This is a genomic window from Carnobacterium gallinarum DSM 4847, assembly GCF_000744375.1.
Lineage (GTDB): Bacteria > Bacillota > Bacilli > Lactobacillales > Carnobacteriaceae > Carnobacterium > Carnobacterium gallinarum.
Genome location: NZ_JQLU01000005.1, coordinates 1,322,955 through 1,338,498, shown reverse-complemented (window position 1 = coordinate 1,338,498; position 15,544 = coordinate 1,322,955). Strand labels below are relative to the sequence as shown.

The 15,544-nt window shown below is 34.3% G+C and carries 12 protein-coding genes and 1 pseudogene; 3 read left to right on the top strand and 10 right to left on the bottom strand.

The features are described 5' to 3' along the window. Positions 1–26: 26 nt before the first annotated feature. Complete coding sequence (locus tag BR43_RS19925; protein ID WP_157464009.1) at positions 27–2,318, top strand: hypothetical protein; 2,292 nt, start codon at positions 27–29, stop codon at positions 2,316–2,318. Positions 2,319–2,398: 80 nt separating this feature from the next. On the opposite strand, the gene BR43_RS10980 is transcribed toward BR43_RS19925, so the two are convergent. Beyond that, on the bottom strand, positions 2,399–3,331 hold the full coding sequence (locus BR43_RS10980) for a DUF1266 domain-containing protein (RefSeq protein ID WP_034562000.1): 933 nt from the start codon (positions 3,329–3,331) through the stop codon (positions 2,399–2,401). 157 nt (positions 3,332–3,488) lie between these two features. Then, entirely contained in the window at positions 3,489–4,274 is a 786-nt protein-coding gene (locus BR43_RS10975) for a hypothetical protein (RefSeq protein ID WP_034561999.1), read from the bottom strand. Positions 4,275–4,777: 503 nt separating this feature from the next. Between BR43_RS10975 and BR43_RS10970 the strand changes: the two genes are divergently transcribed. After that, positions 4,778–5,077: a hypothetical protein gene (locus tag BR43_RS10970; RefSeq protein ID WP_034561998.1), complete on the top strand. Its 300-nt coding sequence runs from the start codon at positions 4,778–4,780 to the stop codon at positions 5,075–5,077. A gap of 16 nt (positions 5,078–5,093) precedes the next feature. Here BR43_RS10970 and BR43_RS10965 read toward each other — a convergent pair whose 3' ends face one another. From BR43_RS10965 to BR43_RS10950, 4 genes and pseudogenes are all read right to left on the bottom strand, one after another. After that, on the bottom strand, positions 5,094–5,357 hold the full coding sequence (locus BR43_RS10965; RefSeq protein ID WP_034561996.1) for a chorismate mutase: 264 nt from the start codon (positions 5,355–5,357) through the stop codon (positions 5,094–5,096). 27 nt (positions 5,358–5,384) lie between these two features. Continuing rightward, positions 5,385–5,765: a VOC family protein gene (locus BR43_RS10960; RefSeq protein ID WP_034561995.1), complete on the bottom strand. Its 381-nt coding sequence runs from the start codon at positions 5,763–5,765 to the stop codon at positions 5,385–5,387. A gap of 36 nt (positions 5,766–5,801) precedes the next feature. After that, positions 5,802–6,329 (bottom strand): annotated as a pseudogene (locus BR43_RS10955) (sugar O-acetyltransferase); the annotation flags it as partial. A gap of 201 nt (positions 6,330–6,530) precedes the next feature. After that, positions 6,531–8,300 carry a hypothetical protein gene (locus tag BR43_RS10950; RefSeq protein WP_034561992.1) on the bottom strand — a complete coding sequence of 590 codons (1,770 nt, stop codon included), beginning with the start codon at positions 8,298–8,300 and terminating at the stop codon, positions 6,531–6,533. Positions 8,301–9,125: 825 nt separating this feature from the next. Between BR43_RS10950 and BR43_RS10945 the strand changes: the two genes are divergently transcribed. After that, positions 9,126–9,872, top strand: coding sequence for a MurR/RpiR family transcriptional regulator (locus BR43_RS10945; protein ID WP_169741047.1), 747 nt, complete (start codon positions 9,126–9,128; stop codon positions 9,870–9,872). Positions 9,873–9,942: 70 nt separating this feature from the next. Here BR43_RS10945 and BR43_RS10940 read toward each other — a convergent pair whose 3' ends face one another. Genes BR43_RS10940 through BR43_RS10925 form a run of 4 tightly spaced genes read right to left on the bottom strand, consistent with a single transcriptional unit; the run spans position 9,943 to position 15,108 of the window. Then, the gene (locus tag BR43_RS10940) at positions 9,943–11,094 is read right to left on the bottom strand and encodes a mannitol-1-phosphate 5-dehydrogenase (protein WP_034561988.1); all 1,152 of its coding nucleotides are present in this window, start codon (positions 11,092–11,094) and stop codon (positions 9,943–9,945) included. Next, positions 11,091–11,525 (bottom strand): PTS mannitol transporter subunit IIA, encoded by a 435-nt coding sequence (locus tag BR43_RS10935; RefSeq protein ID WP_034561986.1) that lies wholly within the window; start codon positions 11,523–11,525, stop codon positions 11,091–11,093. The genes BR43_RS10940 and BR43_RS10935 overlap by 4 nt, the downstream gene beginning before the upstream one ends. A 29-nt stretch (positions 11,526–11,554) precedes the next feature. After that, entirely contained in the window at positions 11,555–13,627 is a 2,073-nt protein-coding gene (locus BR43_RS10930; protein ID WP_034561984.1) for a BglG family transcription antiterminator, read from the bottom strand. Between the two features lie 35 nt (positions 13,628–13,662). Then, positions 13,663–15,108: a PTS mannitol transporter subunit IIBC gene (locus tag BR43_RS10925; protein WP_034561981.1), complete on the bottom strand. Its 1,446-nt coding sequence runs from the start codon at positions 15,106–15,108 to the stop codon at positions 13,663–13,665. Between the last annotated feature and the right edge of the window lie 436 nt (positions 15,109–15,544).

Below are 15,544 nucleotides of genomic sequence, written 5' to 3'. Positions count from 1 at the left end.
ATTAAAACAAGAAGAGGAGTACACAGATGAAACTTCATAATTTTTTAGACAAAAAAAATGCGTTGATCGATGCTTTGCAATCAGATGAATTAGTGATTCCAGCATCCTCAAACGATACTTCTAAAAATGATGATCCATTTAAAAGTGACTTAGTATTTAATCAAATAAAATCTGAAAGCCCCGTAGTTGGGTCTTCTATAAAAACTAGTGACTCACCCGTTAAACAACAACGTGAGCCGATTGCTAGAAGAGCTATCACCCCTTTCCAAATCACTCCACAAACACCACCTGCACAAAGAACTAATTTAGTAAGCAGCCAAGAAGTGGAAATGAAAAAGAAAGAATTAGAAGTAGAACATCAGGATCGCTTAGAAAAACTCGAAGCATCTTTTAGTAACAAACAACTAGCTTTTGAAAACGAAATGGCTGAAAAAGCACAACACTCTGCAGAAAAACAAGCCATTTTAGAAAATGAACTAACTAAAAAACTACAAGAAACATTAGAAAAACAACAAAACTTAGAGCAAGAAGTAACCGCAGCATTAACTGAAAAATATAATGAGCAAGTTGCTGAACTAAAAACTCAAAAAGAAACAGATCGCCAAGAATTACAAAAACAATTCAACGATCAAATCGCTGAGATTGAACACCTTTCATTAGAAAAACGTCTTGAAATTGAAAATAATTATCAAGAAAAATTAAAATTGTTGGAAGGGATTTATACCGATCAACAAGAAAATTCAGAGAAACGTTTTGCCGATAAAGAAGCGAATTTAACAGCAAATTTCAAAGAAAAAGAGCTGGAATTAGAAAATACTTATCAAACAAAAATGGCTTCACTCCAAGAACAACGTACTAATGAAGCAAAACAATTCTCGCTTGAAGAAGAACAAAAATTAGCAAAACTCGAAAAACAACATCAACACCAAGAAGATGAATATGAACGTAAATATTTAGAAAAAATCGAAAAATTAGATTTATTCTATAAAGAACGTCAAAACATTTTAGAAAAAGAAATTGCTGATAAAGAAAAAGGTATTCTTTCAAAAGCTGAAGAAGTTGCTGAAGGAAAAATGGATCGTGCTTCCCGTGAAGCTGAGCAACTTTTGGCTGAGATTAAAGCAAAGGTTGAACTACAAGCTCAAGAGCAGGAAAAAAACAAAGAGATTGCTGAAACTACGAATACTAAATCTATTGAAGATGCTAAGAAAATGGCAAGCAATATTATCAATAGTGCGAATGGTGAAGCAAAGAAAAAACAGGAAAAAGCTGAATTACAAGCGAAAACAGCGATTGAAAGTGCTCGTAGTGATGCTCAATTACTAATTGAGAACACAAAAAATGAAGCTGAAAACATGTTAAAAATTGCTAAAACAAATGCCTTTTCTGCTAAAGATAATGCTGAAAAAGAAATTGTCTTAGAAAAAGCGAAACATGAAAATACAATGGCTGATGAACGTTACCAACTAAAAACTGAACGTGAAGCTTTCTTAGTTTATAAAGAAGAATTCAAAAATTTCAAAACTGGTATTGAAGAAAATTTAGCTCGCAAAGAACATATTTTAGCAACAAAAACACAAGAAGATATTGCTTATCTTGAAAATAAAGCCATTGAACTAGACAATAAACTAGAAATTAAAAATGCACTTGTTGAAAAACAATATACTTTAGTAAAGTGGACTTCTATTGCGTTAAGTATTGTAACCGTTGCTTTCTTTATTTTATCAATCTTAATGAAAAATTCTTATATTACGATTGGATTAGCCTTCGTTTCTGTAGTTGCTAGTCTATACCTTTGCCTAGCTTCATTTTTAAATCAACGTAGTGCGAATGAAGATGCGTTATCTTATGATTCTAATGATAATGACGAGTTTGACGACGATGACTTCGATGATGATGATGACGATGAGTTTGACGACGACGACTTCGATGATGATGATGACGATGAGTTTGACGACGACGACTTCGATGATGATGATGACGACGAGTTTGACGACGACGATTTCGATGATGATGATGACGATGAGTTTGACGACGACGACTTCGATGATGATGATGATGACGAGTTTGACGACGACGACTTCGATGATGATGATGACGATGAGTTTGACGACGACGATTTCGATGATGATGACGATGAGTTTGACGACGACGATTTCGATGATAATGATGACGATGAGTTTGACGACGACGATTTCGATTTCGATGATGACGATGACGATGAGTTTGACGACGACGACTTCGATGACGATGATGACGAAATCGATGTTAAACCTGTTAAAAAAAGAATTTTTACTAAGAAAAAGAAAAAAAGATAAAAAAAGGATGAAGCACAATCTTTCATGATTGTGCTTCATCCTTTTTATTTAGTTGCTAGTATCCTTAGTGTATTTTATTTCTATAATTCACTTATCGAATATTTTTTCCAAATATTTTCTTTAAACCCATCTTCTTCATTTTCATCATAAAAAGAAAATAAATCTGATATTTTTTTAACATACTCTTCCTGTTCACAATCTTCTGACCAAATATAACGACCAATTAAAAATGATATCGCAAGTTCTTCCCAAGAAGAAAATTCATTTTTGACATTTTTACCAAACGAGATTATATACTGCCACGCTTCTTCTTCATTTAAATAACCTAAATTATAACAATTTTTAGCAACACTAACACCACGAATGTAATCCCAACCACTAATAGTACTACACTTATAAATGTTCGTTTCATCAATATACTCATTGTTATTTTTTTGACAAGTGTAAGTAATTTTTTTTATATTTTTTACTAGTATCGACAATTCTTTGGTCATTGCAGTCTGTCCCTGTAGCTGAGCAAAAATAAATTTTACTTCATCAATTACCTCATAATTATTTCGGTGTCCTCTGTATAGCAACCAATCAAGTTGTTTTTTCGCTGACTGCTCATCAACAATGTCCCAATACTCTTCAATATTCTTTTTTCCTTGATCTATGTTTTCTTTTTTTTGTAAAAAGAAATTATCCAAACATTCGATAGTTCGATAAAGATGGGTTGAATACAATGCTCCTACAGCTAAATATTTCCGCTTATCTTCTGGCGCAATATGTTGAAATAAAAAATCTGCTTGTTGATTTTCAAAAGTGGATAATAAACCACTAAAATTGCGAATAAAAATGTAAATACCTATTAAAACTAAGAATCCGCCGCCAAATATAGCATATTGTGTGTATTCTACATTCCATTTAATATAAGTATCTTTTGTCCATCCCAAAAACAAAAGTATCAGTCCTAGTATAGTAACTGCTCCAGAATTTTTTAGTGCACGCGTTAAGCGAATATATAATAACATACTATCTCTCCTTTTCTGATATATACCTATTGTAATGCTTAAATTTCTAAAAAAGTACTAGACAATATGATGAATAGTGTCAATAATATTTAATCTAACTAGCAGAAGCTATTGCACAAAAAAAGCTTCCTCCAAAAAAATCGGAGGAAAGCTTTTTTTAATCATTCTTTTCTTCAACAACATTCTTTAATTGATCTACTTGAATACGAACTTCATTAAACAAATTGTTTAATTTCAATCTTGAATGATCCAGTTCATGGTAGATTTCATTAATTTCTTCTGTAACAGAATTACGCTTTGTTTCTACACTCGTTTGATATTTGTTTGCTTCTTCACTAGCTTTATTCACAATATCCTTGGCCATTTGCTTAGCGTTCAGAACGGCATCAGCTAAATCAACTTTTACATTCATTAACTGCGTTTTAAGCTCTTCATTTTCACGCTCGACTACATGATATTTTGCTAATTTTTTCTCGGTTTCGATAATATCAAATCCATAAGTATTGAGTTTATCCAATTGTTCCTTCAATGATTTATTTTCTTCATTGACTTTTGTATATAGCGCGATGGTATCTTTTAATTGTTTTTTCGTGCTTTGATTTGTTAAATCATTGCCTTTTTCTACATTTTCAAACTTCTCTTGTAATTGATTTTTTTCAAGACCAATCATTTTCAATTCTTCTTCAGCCATGGCTAATTTACGTTTAACACGTTCATTATCTTTAAATAGACGAGCATTTTCTTTTTCAAAATTACCAGCAATTGCTTCGTAATCATATTTACTAGTATCCTCTTCTGGCTCTAATTCTTCATCTTCGTATTCATCATCATCATACTCTTCATCATATTCTTCATCTTCGTATTCTTCGTCTTCATACTCCTCATATTCATCATCGTACTCTTCATACTTATCTTTTTTCTTGAACCAGGCGAATGGTAACATCTTCATTCCTCCAATATTTTTTAATTCAATACTTCATCTGCCAAATCATTCACAATAAATCTGTCTATAATCTTTATATTTCCCTTAAATTCACCATAAGTTTAGTATATTATGGTAAAATGGAACTAGTAATTTTATTCTAAAACACATCAAATGGGTGCTTAAAATCTTTACTGAAGGGAGAATTAACTATTATACAACCTAACTACTTTTTCACTATTTATACTATTGTATTCTATTATACCATTATAGTCGCATTTGGGGTACTAATTATCAATAGTTTTGTACTTAGTCCTGATTCTGTTATTTTTCTCTTTGCAAATAACAAGAAAAGAAACCGTCCCTCTACTCCTAGTCAAAAAACTTCAGTAAAAAAGAAACATAGGAAAGAGCCCCTTACAAATAAAAATAAAACAAAAAAAAGACCAAACAAAGTGAAACCTCCAACATTTTGGGAACAGCTTTTAAAACTTCTTAAAGAACTTTGGGGGAAAAGAGATCAAATGTATTTGCCTAGCAAATACCAAGTCTTAATCATTACCATCATTGCGATTTTTTCTTATTTTACAAGTTTTAGCAAAAATACTTTGATTATTACTTATCTCTATTTATGTGTCATTTATTTAATTTCTTTAGTCTATTTTTCTTATATTGAGACAAAAGAAGAAAATGAACAACTAAAGCAAAAATTAATTTTACAACAAAAACGAGCTAAAAGAAAAAAGCAAAAAAGAACTAGTGGCAATAGTTTACCAACTAAAACCTCTGTGGAAGTTAAAAAACGAAAAAAACGAGACGTATAGTAAACGCCTCGTTTTTTTATTTCATTAAATTTTGTTGGAATTTCTTAGTTGTCTTCATCAAATCTGTAAAAAATTCATCAATATATGGAGCATATTCGGAATTAATTAGGCGTTTTTTTGCTCGTTGAATAACAGCATCTTCACGCGCTTCATCAAATATTGGTAAATTCTGTGATTTTTTTATTTCCCCGATTTCAGTTACAACTGCCATTCTTTTTTCAAATAGCGCTACTAATTCTCGATCTAATTGATCTATCTCTTGTCTTTGCTTTTCTAACATAATCATTCCCCCTATACTGCTCAATACTTACTCAGTAATTTCAATTAAATTCTTTTCTGGATCTTCAACTACACTTTCATAGTATCCATCCCCAGTTATTCGTGGACCATTAGTACAAGCATAGCCATCCTGTACTAATCTAGTCGTCAATTCTTCAACCTTTTCTTTTGATCCCACTGAAAAAGCGATATGTGCCCAACCTAAAGAGTCTCCTGGATGTCCCGTTTGAATATCTGCTCTTTCCATAATTTCCAGCCGTGCCCCATCCGTAAATGTTAAAAAATAAGAGTTAAATTTCTTTATTGGATTATGGTACAAATCATTTACGGATGCATTAAAATATGTTTGATAAAATTGACGCATTTTTTCAATATCTTTTACCCAAATCGCTACATGTTCAATTCTCATTGTATACTCACTCCTATTATTTAGTCTATTTTAGCTTTCAATTGTTTTAATTAATTTTGCGGGATTCCCAGCAATTACTGAATTAGCTGGAAATGATTTTGTTACAACTGATCCTGCCCCAACCACAACATTATCTCCTAAAGTTACGCCTGGAATAACAATTGCTGAGCCACCAATCCAAACATTATTGCCAATCGTAATTGGCTTTCCGAATTCTAAACCGCTGTTTCGTTCATCTGGATCAAGGGGATGTGTAGCTGTATAAAGTTGAACACCTGGTGCAAACATAACGTTATCACCAATTGTAATCGGACATGTATCTAAAAACGTACAATCAAAATTCGCATAGAAATTCTTACCTGTGTAAATATTATAACCATAATCTGCTCTAAGATTTGGTTCAATAAAACTATCCCCACTAAATTTTCCAAAAAATTGCTGTAATAATTCTGAGCGTTCCTTTTTATCTTCGGATTGATTGAATTGATTAATCACTTTGCGTGACGCCTCACGACCTGCTCTTAATTCAGCATCTTCCGGTCGATAGAATTCACCAGCAATCATTTTCTCTTTTTCAGTTTTCACATTCCTACCTCCAAAACATAGTTTATTTTAAACCTACCTCTATTATCTAATACTTAATCTGTTTATGCTACTTAAATATTTTATTTTTAACTAGCTACTTCATCGTAAAAAACCCTTATTCTTGCTAAAGTTAGAACAACTTTAGACAAGATAAGGATTTCTCGTTATTACACTGTTTAATTAAGGCCCTTCAATAAAAAATTCAATAACTTTCCCTTTGTAAGGTCCCGCTGTCCAGTAAACTTTCAAACTATTTGTACCCGATTGTAGATTTGTTAAAGTGACATCCTTTTTAGCATCTCCACCAAATATATTTTTAGCATTCACCGTTGTGGTTTGGATTTCTCCACCATTAAGGCTATAGTTTACATTTAATTTTCCAGAGTTTTTATTACTAAATGTAACTACCGCTGTTTGATTGGCTGCATTTTGCGATTTTACAACCATCCCCGGTTGGCTAAAGATTGATAATCCAATAGTTTGTTTTACAGTTGAATTAGGATCTGCACTAGCAAAATTATAAACACCAACTACTCGATTTGGGTCAAAAATTGATGGAACTTCTCCTTCGTATCTTGGACTAATTGGATTTTCACCACCTGCCACTAAATAAATCGTTGTATCATAAGGTAGTTGATCAATTTTATACCCGCCTAAAGCTTCTGGTGTTGTAATTGTTCTTAAAACCTCACCTTGTTCATTGTAAGCTGTTAACGAAATTGATTTGGATAATTCAAGTGAATTTTGTGTACCATTTCCATTAATATCATTAAAAACTGTTCCTGAAATTGAAGCTAAACTCCGAACACCAAAGCGAAAATCAGTCGTTTTCACTACTTTGAAGCCTGTTAAATCATAACTATTTCCGAATATATCGACTTTAGCAAACCGCATTGCTGGAATATTGTTTAAAATCTTCACAATCCCTCTGGCGTCTCCTAAAATTTTATCGACATTCGTGCCAACATCGGTTCCTAAATATTTACCAGTATCTAAGCTATCTATCGTATTAATTGCTTTTGGTAGAAAACTTACTACTTTTTTCAAATAATCATTGTCATAGGTAGTTGTAATATCGCCTGTACTGATTAATTCTGGATGATTTATAATTTCAGTCATATCTTTGCCTTCAACAATATCAAGAATAACTTGGATTTTAGAAACATTTCCCATCAAATCATTAAGCGTTAGATTAAATGGCGAACGAATCATGACATACATTCCTGCATCAATATCTGGCATATCAAGAACTTTCCCATTAGCTGTTGTTCTAAATGCCATTGCACCATTTCCAACGTCAATGCTTCCTCCTACTGCATTCAGAACTGCCATTACTAAGTCGATTTTTCCCAAATCACCTGAATCTAGCATTGCTTTAGTCTTAATTAAATCAATAAAAATCAGCGTTTTACCATCCAAGATTGTTTCACTTGAATCCATCACACCGTTCATGTTCAAATCTTCAAAAACGGTCATAGTTAAATTAATAATTTTCTTAGTTGCTAAATCAGTAATATTAACTAAATTTCCGGCTGTAATCTCTACCTGAACTACTCCGTTCACAGGTTCACCATTAGGATTTAAGGCTGTTTTCTTTTGAACAATTGGTCTAGTCTTATCTTCAATACCATACTTGATAAAATAAGTACCTACTGTCAATCGAGAAAAATTATAGGCACCAATTCCATTGGTTTTTACTGATTTAACAGGATTTACATTCGCTTCTGCATCAGCCAAACTTCGATACAAAGCCACTTGCTTATTGGTTTGTGGCACTTCCAACAACGGCAATTCATAAACACCATTTTCATTTGTATCTGTAAATACTGTCCCAACAATACTATAGATTGCTGGGTCACTGATAGCTGCATCTACTGGTTTAGCAAATCCAATCAGTACTGACAAACATAAAATCAACATAAAAATTAACTTAGACTTCATTTTTTTCATTCCATTCACTCCTTAATATAATTTACGTTACATTATTATACTAATTAGATTTTTATCATATATCAATTTTTATTTTTCCGTGTAATACGTCTTTTTAACAAAATAGATTCTAAATAAACAAACAAAAGCCTACAAGTATAGAATGTAAGCTTTATTATATCGATGTTATTTAAAACAACAACAAAAATAAATCACCTAACATTCCAACTATTCTTCTAAGCGAAATAAAGTTTCTTCCGCATACATTAAACAGCCATCCGTTCCTAGCTGTTTCTGTTTTTTGATAGTGTGATCACCCGCCAATAAAGTAAGTTTGCCGAAGTAATTTTGGCATGAAGTTGTGACACTTATTTATCAGGATAATCGTTAATGGCTCTATGGATTCCTGCAGAAATAAAGCTAGGTACGCATTATAAGAGGACTAACCGTATACGTATGCACAAATCCATCTAAATCACTGAAGGCTTCAACAAAATTAAATAAATGAGATTTTTTCTACTTGATAGGCTGTCTAGAGCCTCACATTGGACAATCTAATGAGCATCATCGGTCATTTTTATGAATACATTCGTGCTAATAGTGAATGAATCGCCAAATAATAATTCAGCAATCCTTCACTGAACTTCTTCATCTTTTGATTGGCTGTATATATGTAGTACTCAAATCTAGATATCACCGCTAAAGCCTTGATTGCTCTCTCCTTTTTTCACTAATTCACTTATATAATGTGCGCAACACCTATCTTTGTTGTATTTATAATAAGATTATCTCCAAGTTTTATGCTATAGTAAAATTCTAATAAGCACATTTAGGAGGTCAATCATCTTGACTCAACCCCATTATTTTGATTACTCAAAAGGGAAAAATTTAAGCGACATTGAACATGACATTCTAGCATTTTTAATCAAAGATAGCCAAAATGAAACGATGAGCAGCATTCGATACACAGCAAAAGAGCTGGCTACTTCAACAGCAACTATCATTCGACTTTGTAAAAAACTTGGTTTTAGTGGCTATACTGAATTTGCTACTCATTTGCGCCTTGAACATTTAAAGCAACATCCAACAATTGCGATGGAACAAGTGGATCTTGATTTTACAACACGCTATCAAGACTATCTCGTCAATTATCAGAAAACTTTACTCGACATGGATGCGATGGACATGTTAGCTTTCCAACAACTTCTTACAACCAGTTTGGGCATCTTGATTACAGCTGAAAATGCCAGTTCAACGATTTTAGCTCATTATTTGCAGTTAAAGTTACAAGAAAAAGGTTTTCACGCAACGGTTCTTCCGGCTCAGGAAACATCGTTAAGTTTTAACAACAAAATCGAAGAAATGGGCTTGCTTCTCGTTCTAGCAGAACATCCTGCTGATACCGAGCTAACTGAAAAATTACACCATGCTCAGACTAAAAAAATTCCGATAGTCGGATTTTCTTCAGCTATCGCTAAAGAGTCACCCTATACAATTGGATTTATGATTGCTACCGAGACCCCGATTAGCTTAGAAAATTCCTTCAATTCCAATCTTATTTTAGTTTTAGATGTATTGTTGGCAATTATTTAAAAAAATGAGTCCAAAACAAAACTAGATAATAGCTTTGTTTTAGACTCTATTTTACATGAGATCATGCTTTTTAATGGGCCAGCTCCAGATAAGATGCCTTCACTCGATCAAATAATTTAGAAAAGTTCTGAATTCCAGTTACACCAACGATTGCTTCTTCAACACCATTAAGCTCAATATCTCGTTGCAAAGCTAAAGCCTCCGCATCCTCGGGCTGATTAAACAACAAGGCCGCTGCTATGGCTTCTGCTAAAGCTTTAGGTGTTTCATTAAAGGCCTCGACAAACTGTCTTGCAGGCTGAACAAAGCGATCATTTGGACCTAATTTCCGTAATGGCGAACGTCCAACTCGGGAAACATAGTCAGAAATATGTGGATTTTTAAAACGTTCAATAATTTTATCAATATACGCTTGATGTTCCTTATGCGAAAAACCAAATTTCTTTTCTAATAGCGCACCAGTTTCTTCCAAAGCACTGCGTACCGCAAATAAAATTTTCTCATCTTGAATTGCCTCATCAATAGAGTCGATTTGACGCAAATGACCAAGATAAGCAGTAATCGCATGTCCTGTATTGACGGTAAATAATTTACGCTCAATATATGGTTTTAAATCTGTTACATAGGTGATTCCTGGAATCTCAGGTAATGGTGCTGTTACACCTTTTGTTGACACAATCCATTCATAGAAAGGTTCCACTAAGACTGTTAAAGGATCTGGGTGAGATTGATTAGGTACAATGCGATCAACAGCTGTATCAGCAAAAGACAAGGTCGCATCTGCATAAATCCGCTCTTCCTCCGTTAACAACTCATACACTTCCTGTTTTAAATAAGTCGTGCCATCAATCATATTCTCACAGGCCATAATTAGTAGTGGCTCTTGATTAACTGCCATCCGTTTTGTAATACCCGCAGCCAACGTCTTCGCAATCAACGGTAAAATGGTTGGTCCCACTGCCATTGTAATTAGATTGGTACGGCTAATTTCCGCTAAGACTTGTGGCATATCTGTTCCACTATTGACTCCACATACATTCCTTACAAGAATTCTGTCTTGAGTATCATTTGCCAAAATCACTTCATATTCACGTTTTTCATTAAGCGCATCCACGACTTCACTGACAACATCTACAAAACAAATCTCATAACCTGCCTCCGATAACAGTACGCCAATAAAGCCACGTCCGATATTTCCCGCTCCAAAATGAACTGCTTTCATACAAATTCCCCCTGACTAAAAATATCTTGAATCTGCTCTTTCGTTTCTGCCTTAACTAGTTCAGCAACATTCTCTTCCTCTGAGCAAACAATTGCAATCGTTGAAAGTAAATCCAAATGTTCCCCTTCTGCACCAGCGATTCCAATGATTAGTTGAACCTCATTGCCATCAAATAAAACACCCTCTGGAACTTGAATAACGACAACACCAGATTGCTTGATTAAATCACCCGACCCTTCCGTACCATGAGGAATCGCTACCATATTGCCAATATAGGTTGAGGTTAAAGCGTCACGCTCCACCATCTTTTGAATATACTCAGGAAACACATACTCTCTTTCAACTAATAACTCCCCCGCTGTTTGAATAGCTGCTTCTTTAGATGCAAAGGTTTGATTTAATCGTATATCTTGCTGGTTTAGTTCTAACATAATATTATTTCCTCCATTACTTTTAACTTTTATTGATTCATTAATTGGTACAATTTTTGAATGACTAACGGGGTAATTTTACTGCTATCTCCTGACTCAAAAGTTGCAATAGTTTCATCACTGTCAATAATCATAGCGCTAATATAACTTAAAACTTCTAAGTTATAGGCTGATAATTTTTCTGGTGCTAACAAAACGAGCAAAGTCGAAACTTCTACCTCACCGCCATCCATTGAAGGTACGAACATTGGGCGTTTTAATGGGAAGACTTGAAATAATGGGTGGTGAACATATTCATTACGCACATGGAACAAGGCTAACCTAGTCTCCGGAATGCCAAATCCACCCCATGTTTCTCGTTCCATCAAGAAACGCACCAATACTTCTACATGTAAATCCTGTTCATCCTGAAAAATTACCATACAAATCGCCCGAATCACATCTTCCAAAGAGCCTTCAACTTGATCAATCGGAAAGACTTGAAAAGTTTTTAAAACAGCTAGAACTGTGTCAATTTGAGCTTTCATTTTTTCCAAATGATGTACTGACTCAATTAAATTGAATTTTTCAACTTGCTTAATCGCTTTTTTTGGATAAACTCCTTGCTTTTGTTGTAAATAGACTTCAATCTGTGCAATTTCTCGTTGGGTCAGAATCGGACTTACTAGAAAATAGTCAAAATCAACTTTCCCTAAATCAATCGTAGAAACAATCACATCATAAAAGCCTGCTTGTTCTTGATGAAGCATTTCAAATAATGAAGTGCTTTTTAAACTTTTTAACTGTGGCAAAGCTTGTTGCAAACGAGTAACCAACATTTTTGACGTCCCAATTCCGCTAGAACAAACTACTAAGCCTCTAAAGGATGCTTGTTTTTTTAATTGAAGAATCGTTGCCCCAAAATGCAAAACAAGATAACCAATCTCTTCATCAGGTGCTTTTTTTCGTGGATAGACTTCATCAAATGCCCTACGAATCACCTTAAATAAATCTGGGTAGTCTTGCTTAATTGATTCGACTAACGGATTTTGAATGCGCATTCCTTCATCTAAACGCCTTAAAGCCGAGCGCAAATGAGCTACCAATCCAGTTAACAAAGCAGGTTCTTCTAAGGGTGTATCGATTTGACTACTAACCTTCGCAATTAAACGTGTCGCCAAAGTTATCGCCTGAATAGCCTCATTTCCAGATAAACTCGATTCCTCTTCTTGCGTTTTGACACCACGTAAATGCATCGTGACATAAGCCGCTTCCCCATCTGGTACAACATGTGCTTCCATTTCTAAGCAATCTGCTAATAATTCTTTTGCCTGCTGATATTCTTGGTACTCAGCAACCGCCGCTAGATTTACAGGAATTTCTACTGAATGTTTGCCATTCACTAAGCGCTCCACTGAAATCGCAATATGCACAATTAAAGTTAAATAAGCATCATCTGTAATGTCATAGCTTAATTCCTGACGCCATCTGCGCAACACTTCTTCCACACGATTTAGTAAAGTTGTATTTAAGAGGTTTAATAATCGATCTTCAACCAATGTTTTTACTTCTGATTCCGCCATTTGCTGATTGAAATATTGATATAATGTATTTTTAGGCAAGGTTTGATTGAGTAAATCGCTCATCATTTCTCGTTTTTTATTTTCTGAGGCTTGTAATAGAATTCCTGAGCCACGCTTTCGTTCGATCAATACTTCTACTCCAAGTTCATCCTCTAACTTCATTAAATCATTGCTGACAGTTGAGATTGTCACGCTCAAATCATTTGCCAATGCAATTAGCTTCACTGGCTGGTCTTCTCGCAATAATGTTTTTAAGATAAAATTTTGACGTTCTAGAGGGGTGAATTCATTGTAAGATAAGTCCAATAATTGCCATTTGAAGTTCTGACGATCCGTTTCTGTTCCTTCAATTGTCAACTCGTTACCAGTCCGAACCAATTCCAAGTGATAGGACCCAAGAACAGCCTCCACCTCACTTAAATCACGACGAATCGTGCGTTCGCTAACATCCATCTCTGTTGCTAGCACTTTACTTGTAACCTTTTTTTTATTCATTAATACATATTCTAAAATCAGGCGGGCCCGCGCTGATAAATACATATTTCCCCCTCCTTCATCAAACCTTTGTTGCTAAATTAAACGCCTTGTAGTTGACTGACTAATTCATCGTATTTTTTACTATTTAAAAAGTTATCTACTGATATATGATAGGCATTTGGTAATTTTTCAGTCGCTCGATCAGTTAAATCTCGATGGGTCACAATAATATCGCCGTCTGTTGGCAACTGAGCAATTGCTGCATTGACCACTTCAATCGTTAAACCAGCTTTTTTGACTTTATTTCGTAAAACCGAAGCCCCCATTGCGCTAGAACCCATTCCAGCATCACAAGCAAAAATAATTTTGTTTACACTCGTTGGAAATCCTAAAGAAGCTGCTGTTTGTTGACTAGCACTCGCAAATACAACTCCACTACTACTACTCGGAGTCATTGCTTTCTTCCCTTTTAAATCGCTCATTTTGCTTTCGGCCTCTTGCAATGCATCTTCATCTACTTCTTTTGAAAGCTTCATAATTAAAACAGAAACAACAAATGAAGCCGCGGTTGCTGCAATCACACCTGCTAGAATACCTACATAATCTCCACGAGGTGTTAACGCCAAAATGGCAAAAATACTACCCGGTGAAGCGGGTGCTACTAATCCTACATTAAACAATGAAAAAGTTAACACACCCGTCATTCCACCAGCAATTGCACTTAATAGTAAAGCTGGTTTCATTAAGATATAAGGGAAATAGATTTCATGAATTCCACCTAAAAATTGAATAATAATCGCTCCAGGAGCTGTTTGTTTGGCGCTACCTCTACCAAAAATTGTGTAGGCCAATAAAATCCCCAAGCCCGGTCCAGGATTAGATTCCACTAGAAACAGAATTGATTTTCCAGTTTCAGTGGCTTGTTCAATCCCCACCGGACTCAAAACTCCATGATTAATTGCATTGTTTAAAAATAGAACTTTACCTGGTTCCACAAACAGACTAACCAGAGGCAATAAATGATTGTTTACTAAGAAACCCACACCGGCAGCCATCCAATTATTTAAAGCTTCCACAGCTGGTCCAATACTTAACAAAGAAATAATGGCTAATATGCCTGCTAATATCCCCGCTGAAAAATTATTAACGAGCATTTCAAAACCTGCTGGAATCTTACCAGCAGTCAATTTATCAAACCGCTTAATTAACCATGCCGCTAAAGGCCCCATAATCATTGCCCCTAAGAACATTGGAATATCTGATCCAACAATTAATCCCATTGTAACCATCGCCGCTACAACACCACCACGAGTATCGTAAACCAACTTTCCTCCTGTATACCCAATTAAAATAGGCAATAAATACGTAATCGTTGGATCGACAATTGCTGCAATCGTCTCATTAGGCCACCAACCGGTTGGAATAAATAAAGCTGTAATTAATCCCCATGCAATAAATGCTCCAATATTCGGCATAATCATGCCACTTAAATAGCTACCAAATTGTTGAATCTGCACTTTGAACTTACTTTTTTCTTTTGTCATGTGCTCTTCCTCCTTTTTTATTAATAAACTATCGATGATTGTTAAATTTTTAAATAGATGATTGAGTTAAACTATAATTAAAAAATAAAGCGCTTTAATTTTTAATTATGCCTCTTACTAACTTCATTTTATGCTATCGACAAAAGAATACGCAACAAAAGGAAGTTGTGAATTTGTCCTACTTAAGCGGACAAATTCAAAAGAAGGGGTAAAGTAGAATAAAATAGGAGAGACAACAAACAAAGTTGTTTTTTTATTTATTAATTTACTAATTCCTATCCTAGTTTTAAAAATACCTTTTTTATCTTATTGTATAATAAATACAGTAAGAACAGCATTTCTTGAGTGACTAATCTAGCTTAACGCAGCGAATTTTAAACGATAAAAAAAATTAAATTAATTTTTTTTAAAACGGAGTTGTTCTAATCAAATTTTA

Coding starts and splice junctions, on each gene's coding strand:
- BR43_RS10975 (WP_034561999.1), bottom strand. CDS start 4,274: ATGTTACCATTCGCCTGGTTCAAGAAAAAAGATAAGTATGAAGAGTAC.
- BR43_RS19925 (WP_157464009.1), top strand. CDS start 27: ATGAAACTTCATAATTTTTTAGACAAAAAAAATGCGTTGATCGATGCT.
- BR43_RS10930 (WP_034561984.1), bottom strand. CDS start 13,627: ATGTATTTATCAGCGCGGGCCCGCCTGATTTTAGAATATGTATTAATG.
- BR43_RS10965 (WP_034561996.1), bottom strand. CDS start 5,357: ATGTTAGAAAAGCAAAGACAAGAGATAGATCAATTAGATCGAGAATTA.
- BR43_RS10980 (WP_034562000.1), bottom strand. CDS start 3,331: ATGTTATTATATATTCGCTTAACGCGTGCACTAAAAAATTCTGGAGCA.
- BR43_RS10925 (WP_034561981.1), bottom strand. CDS start 15,108: ATGACAAAAGAAAAAAGTAAGTTCAAAGTGCAGATTCAACAATTTGGT.
- BR43_RS10940 (WP_034561988.1), bottom strand. CDS start 11,094: ATGAAAGCAGTTCATTTTGGAGCGGGAAATATCGGACGTGGCTTTATT.
- BR43_RS10960 (WP_034561995.1), bottom strand. CDS start 5,765: ATGAGAATTGAACATGTAGCGATTTGGGTAAAAGATATTGAAAAAATG.
- BR43_RS10970 (WP_034561998.1), top strand. CDS start 4,778: ATGTATTTGCCTAGCAAATACCAAGTCTTAATCATTACCATCATTGCG.
- BR43_RS10935 (WP_034561986.1), bottom strand. CDS start 11,525: ATGTTAGAACTAAACCAGCAAGATATACGATTAAATCAAACCTTTGCA.
- BR43_RS10950 (WP_034561992.1), bottom strand. CDS start 8,300: ATGAAAAAAATGAAGTCTAAGTTAATTTTTATGTTGATTTTATGTTTG.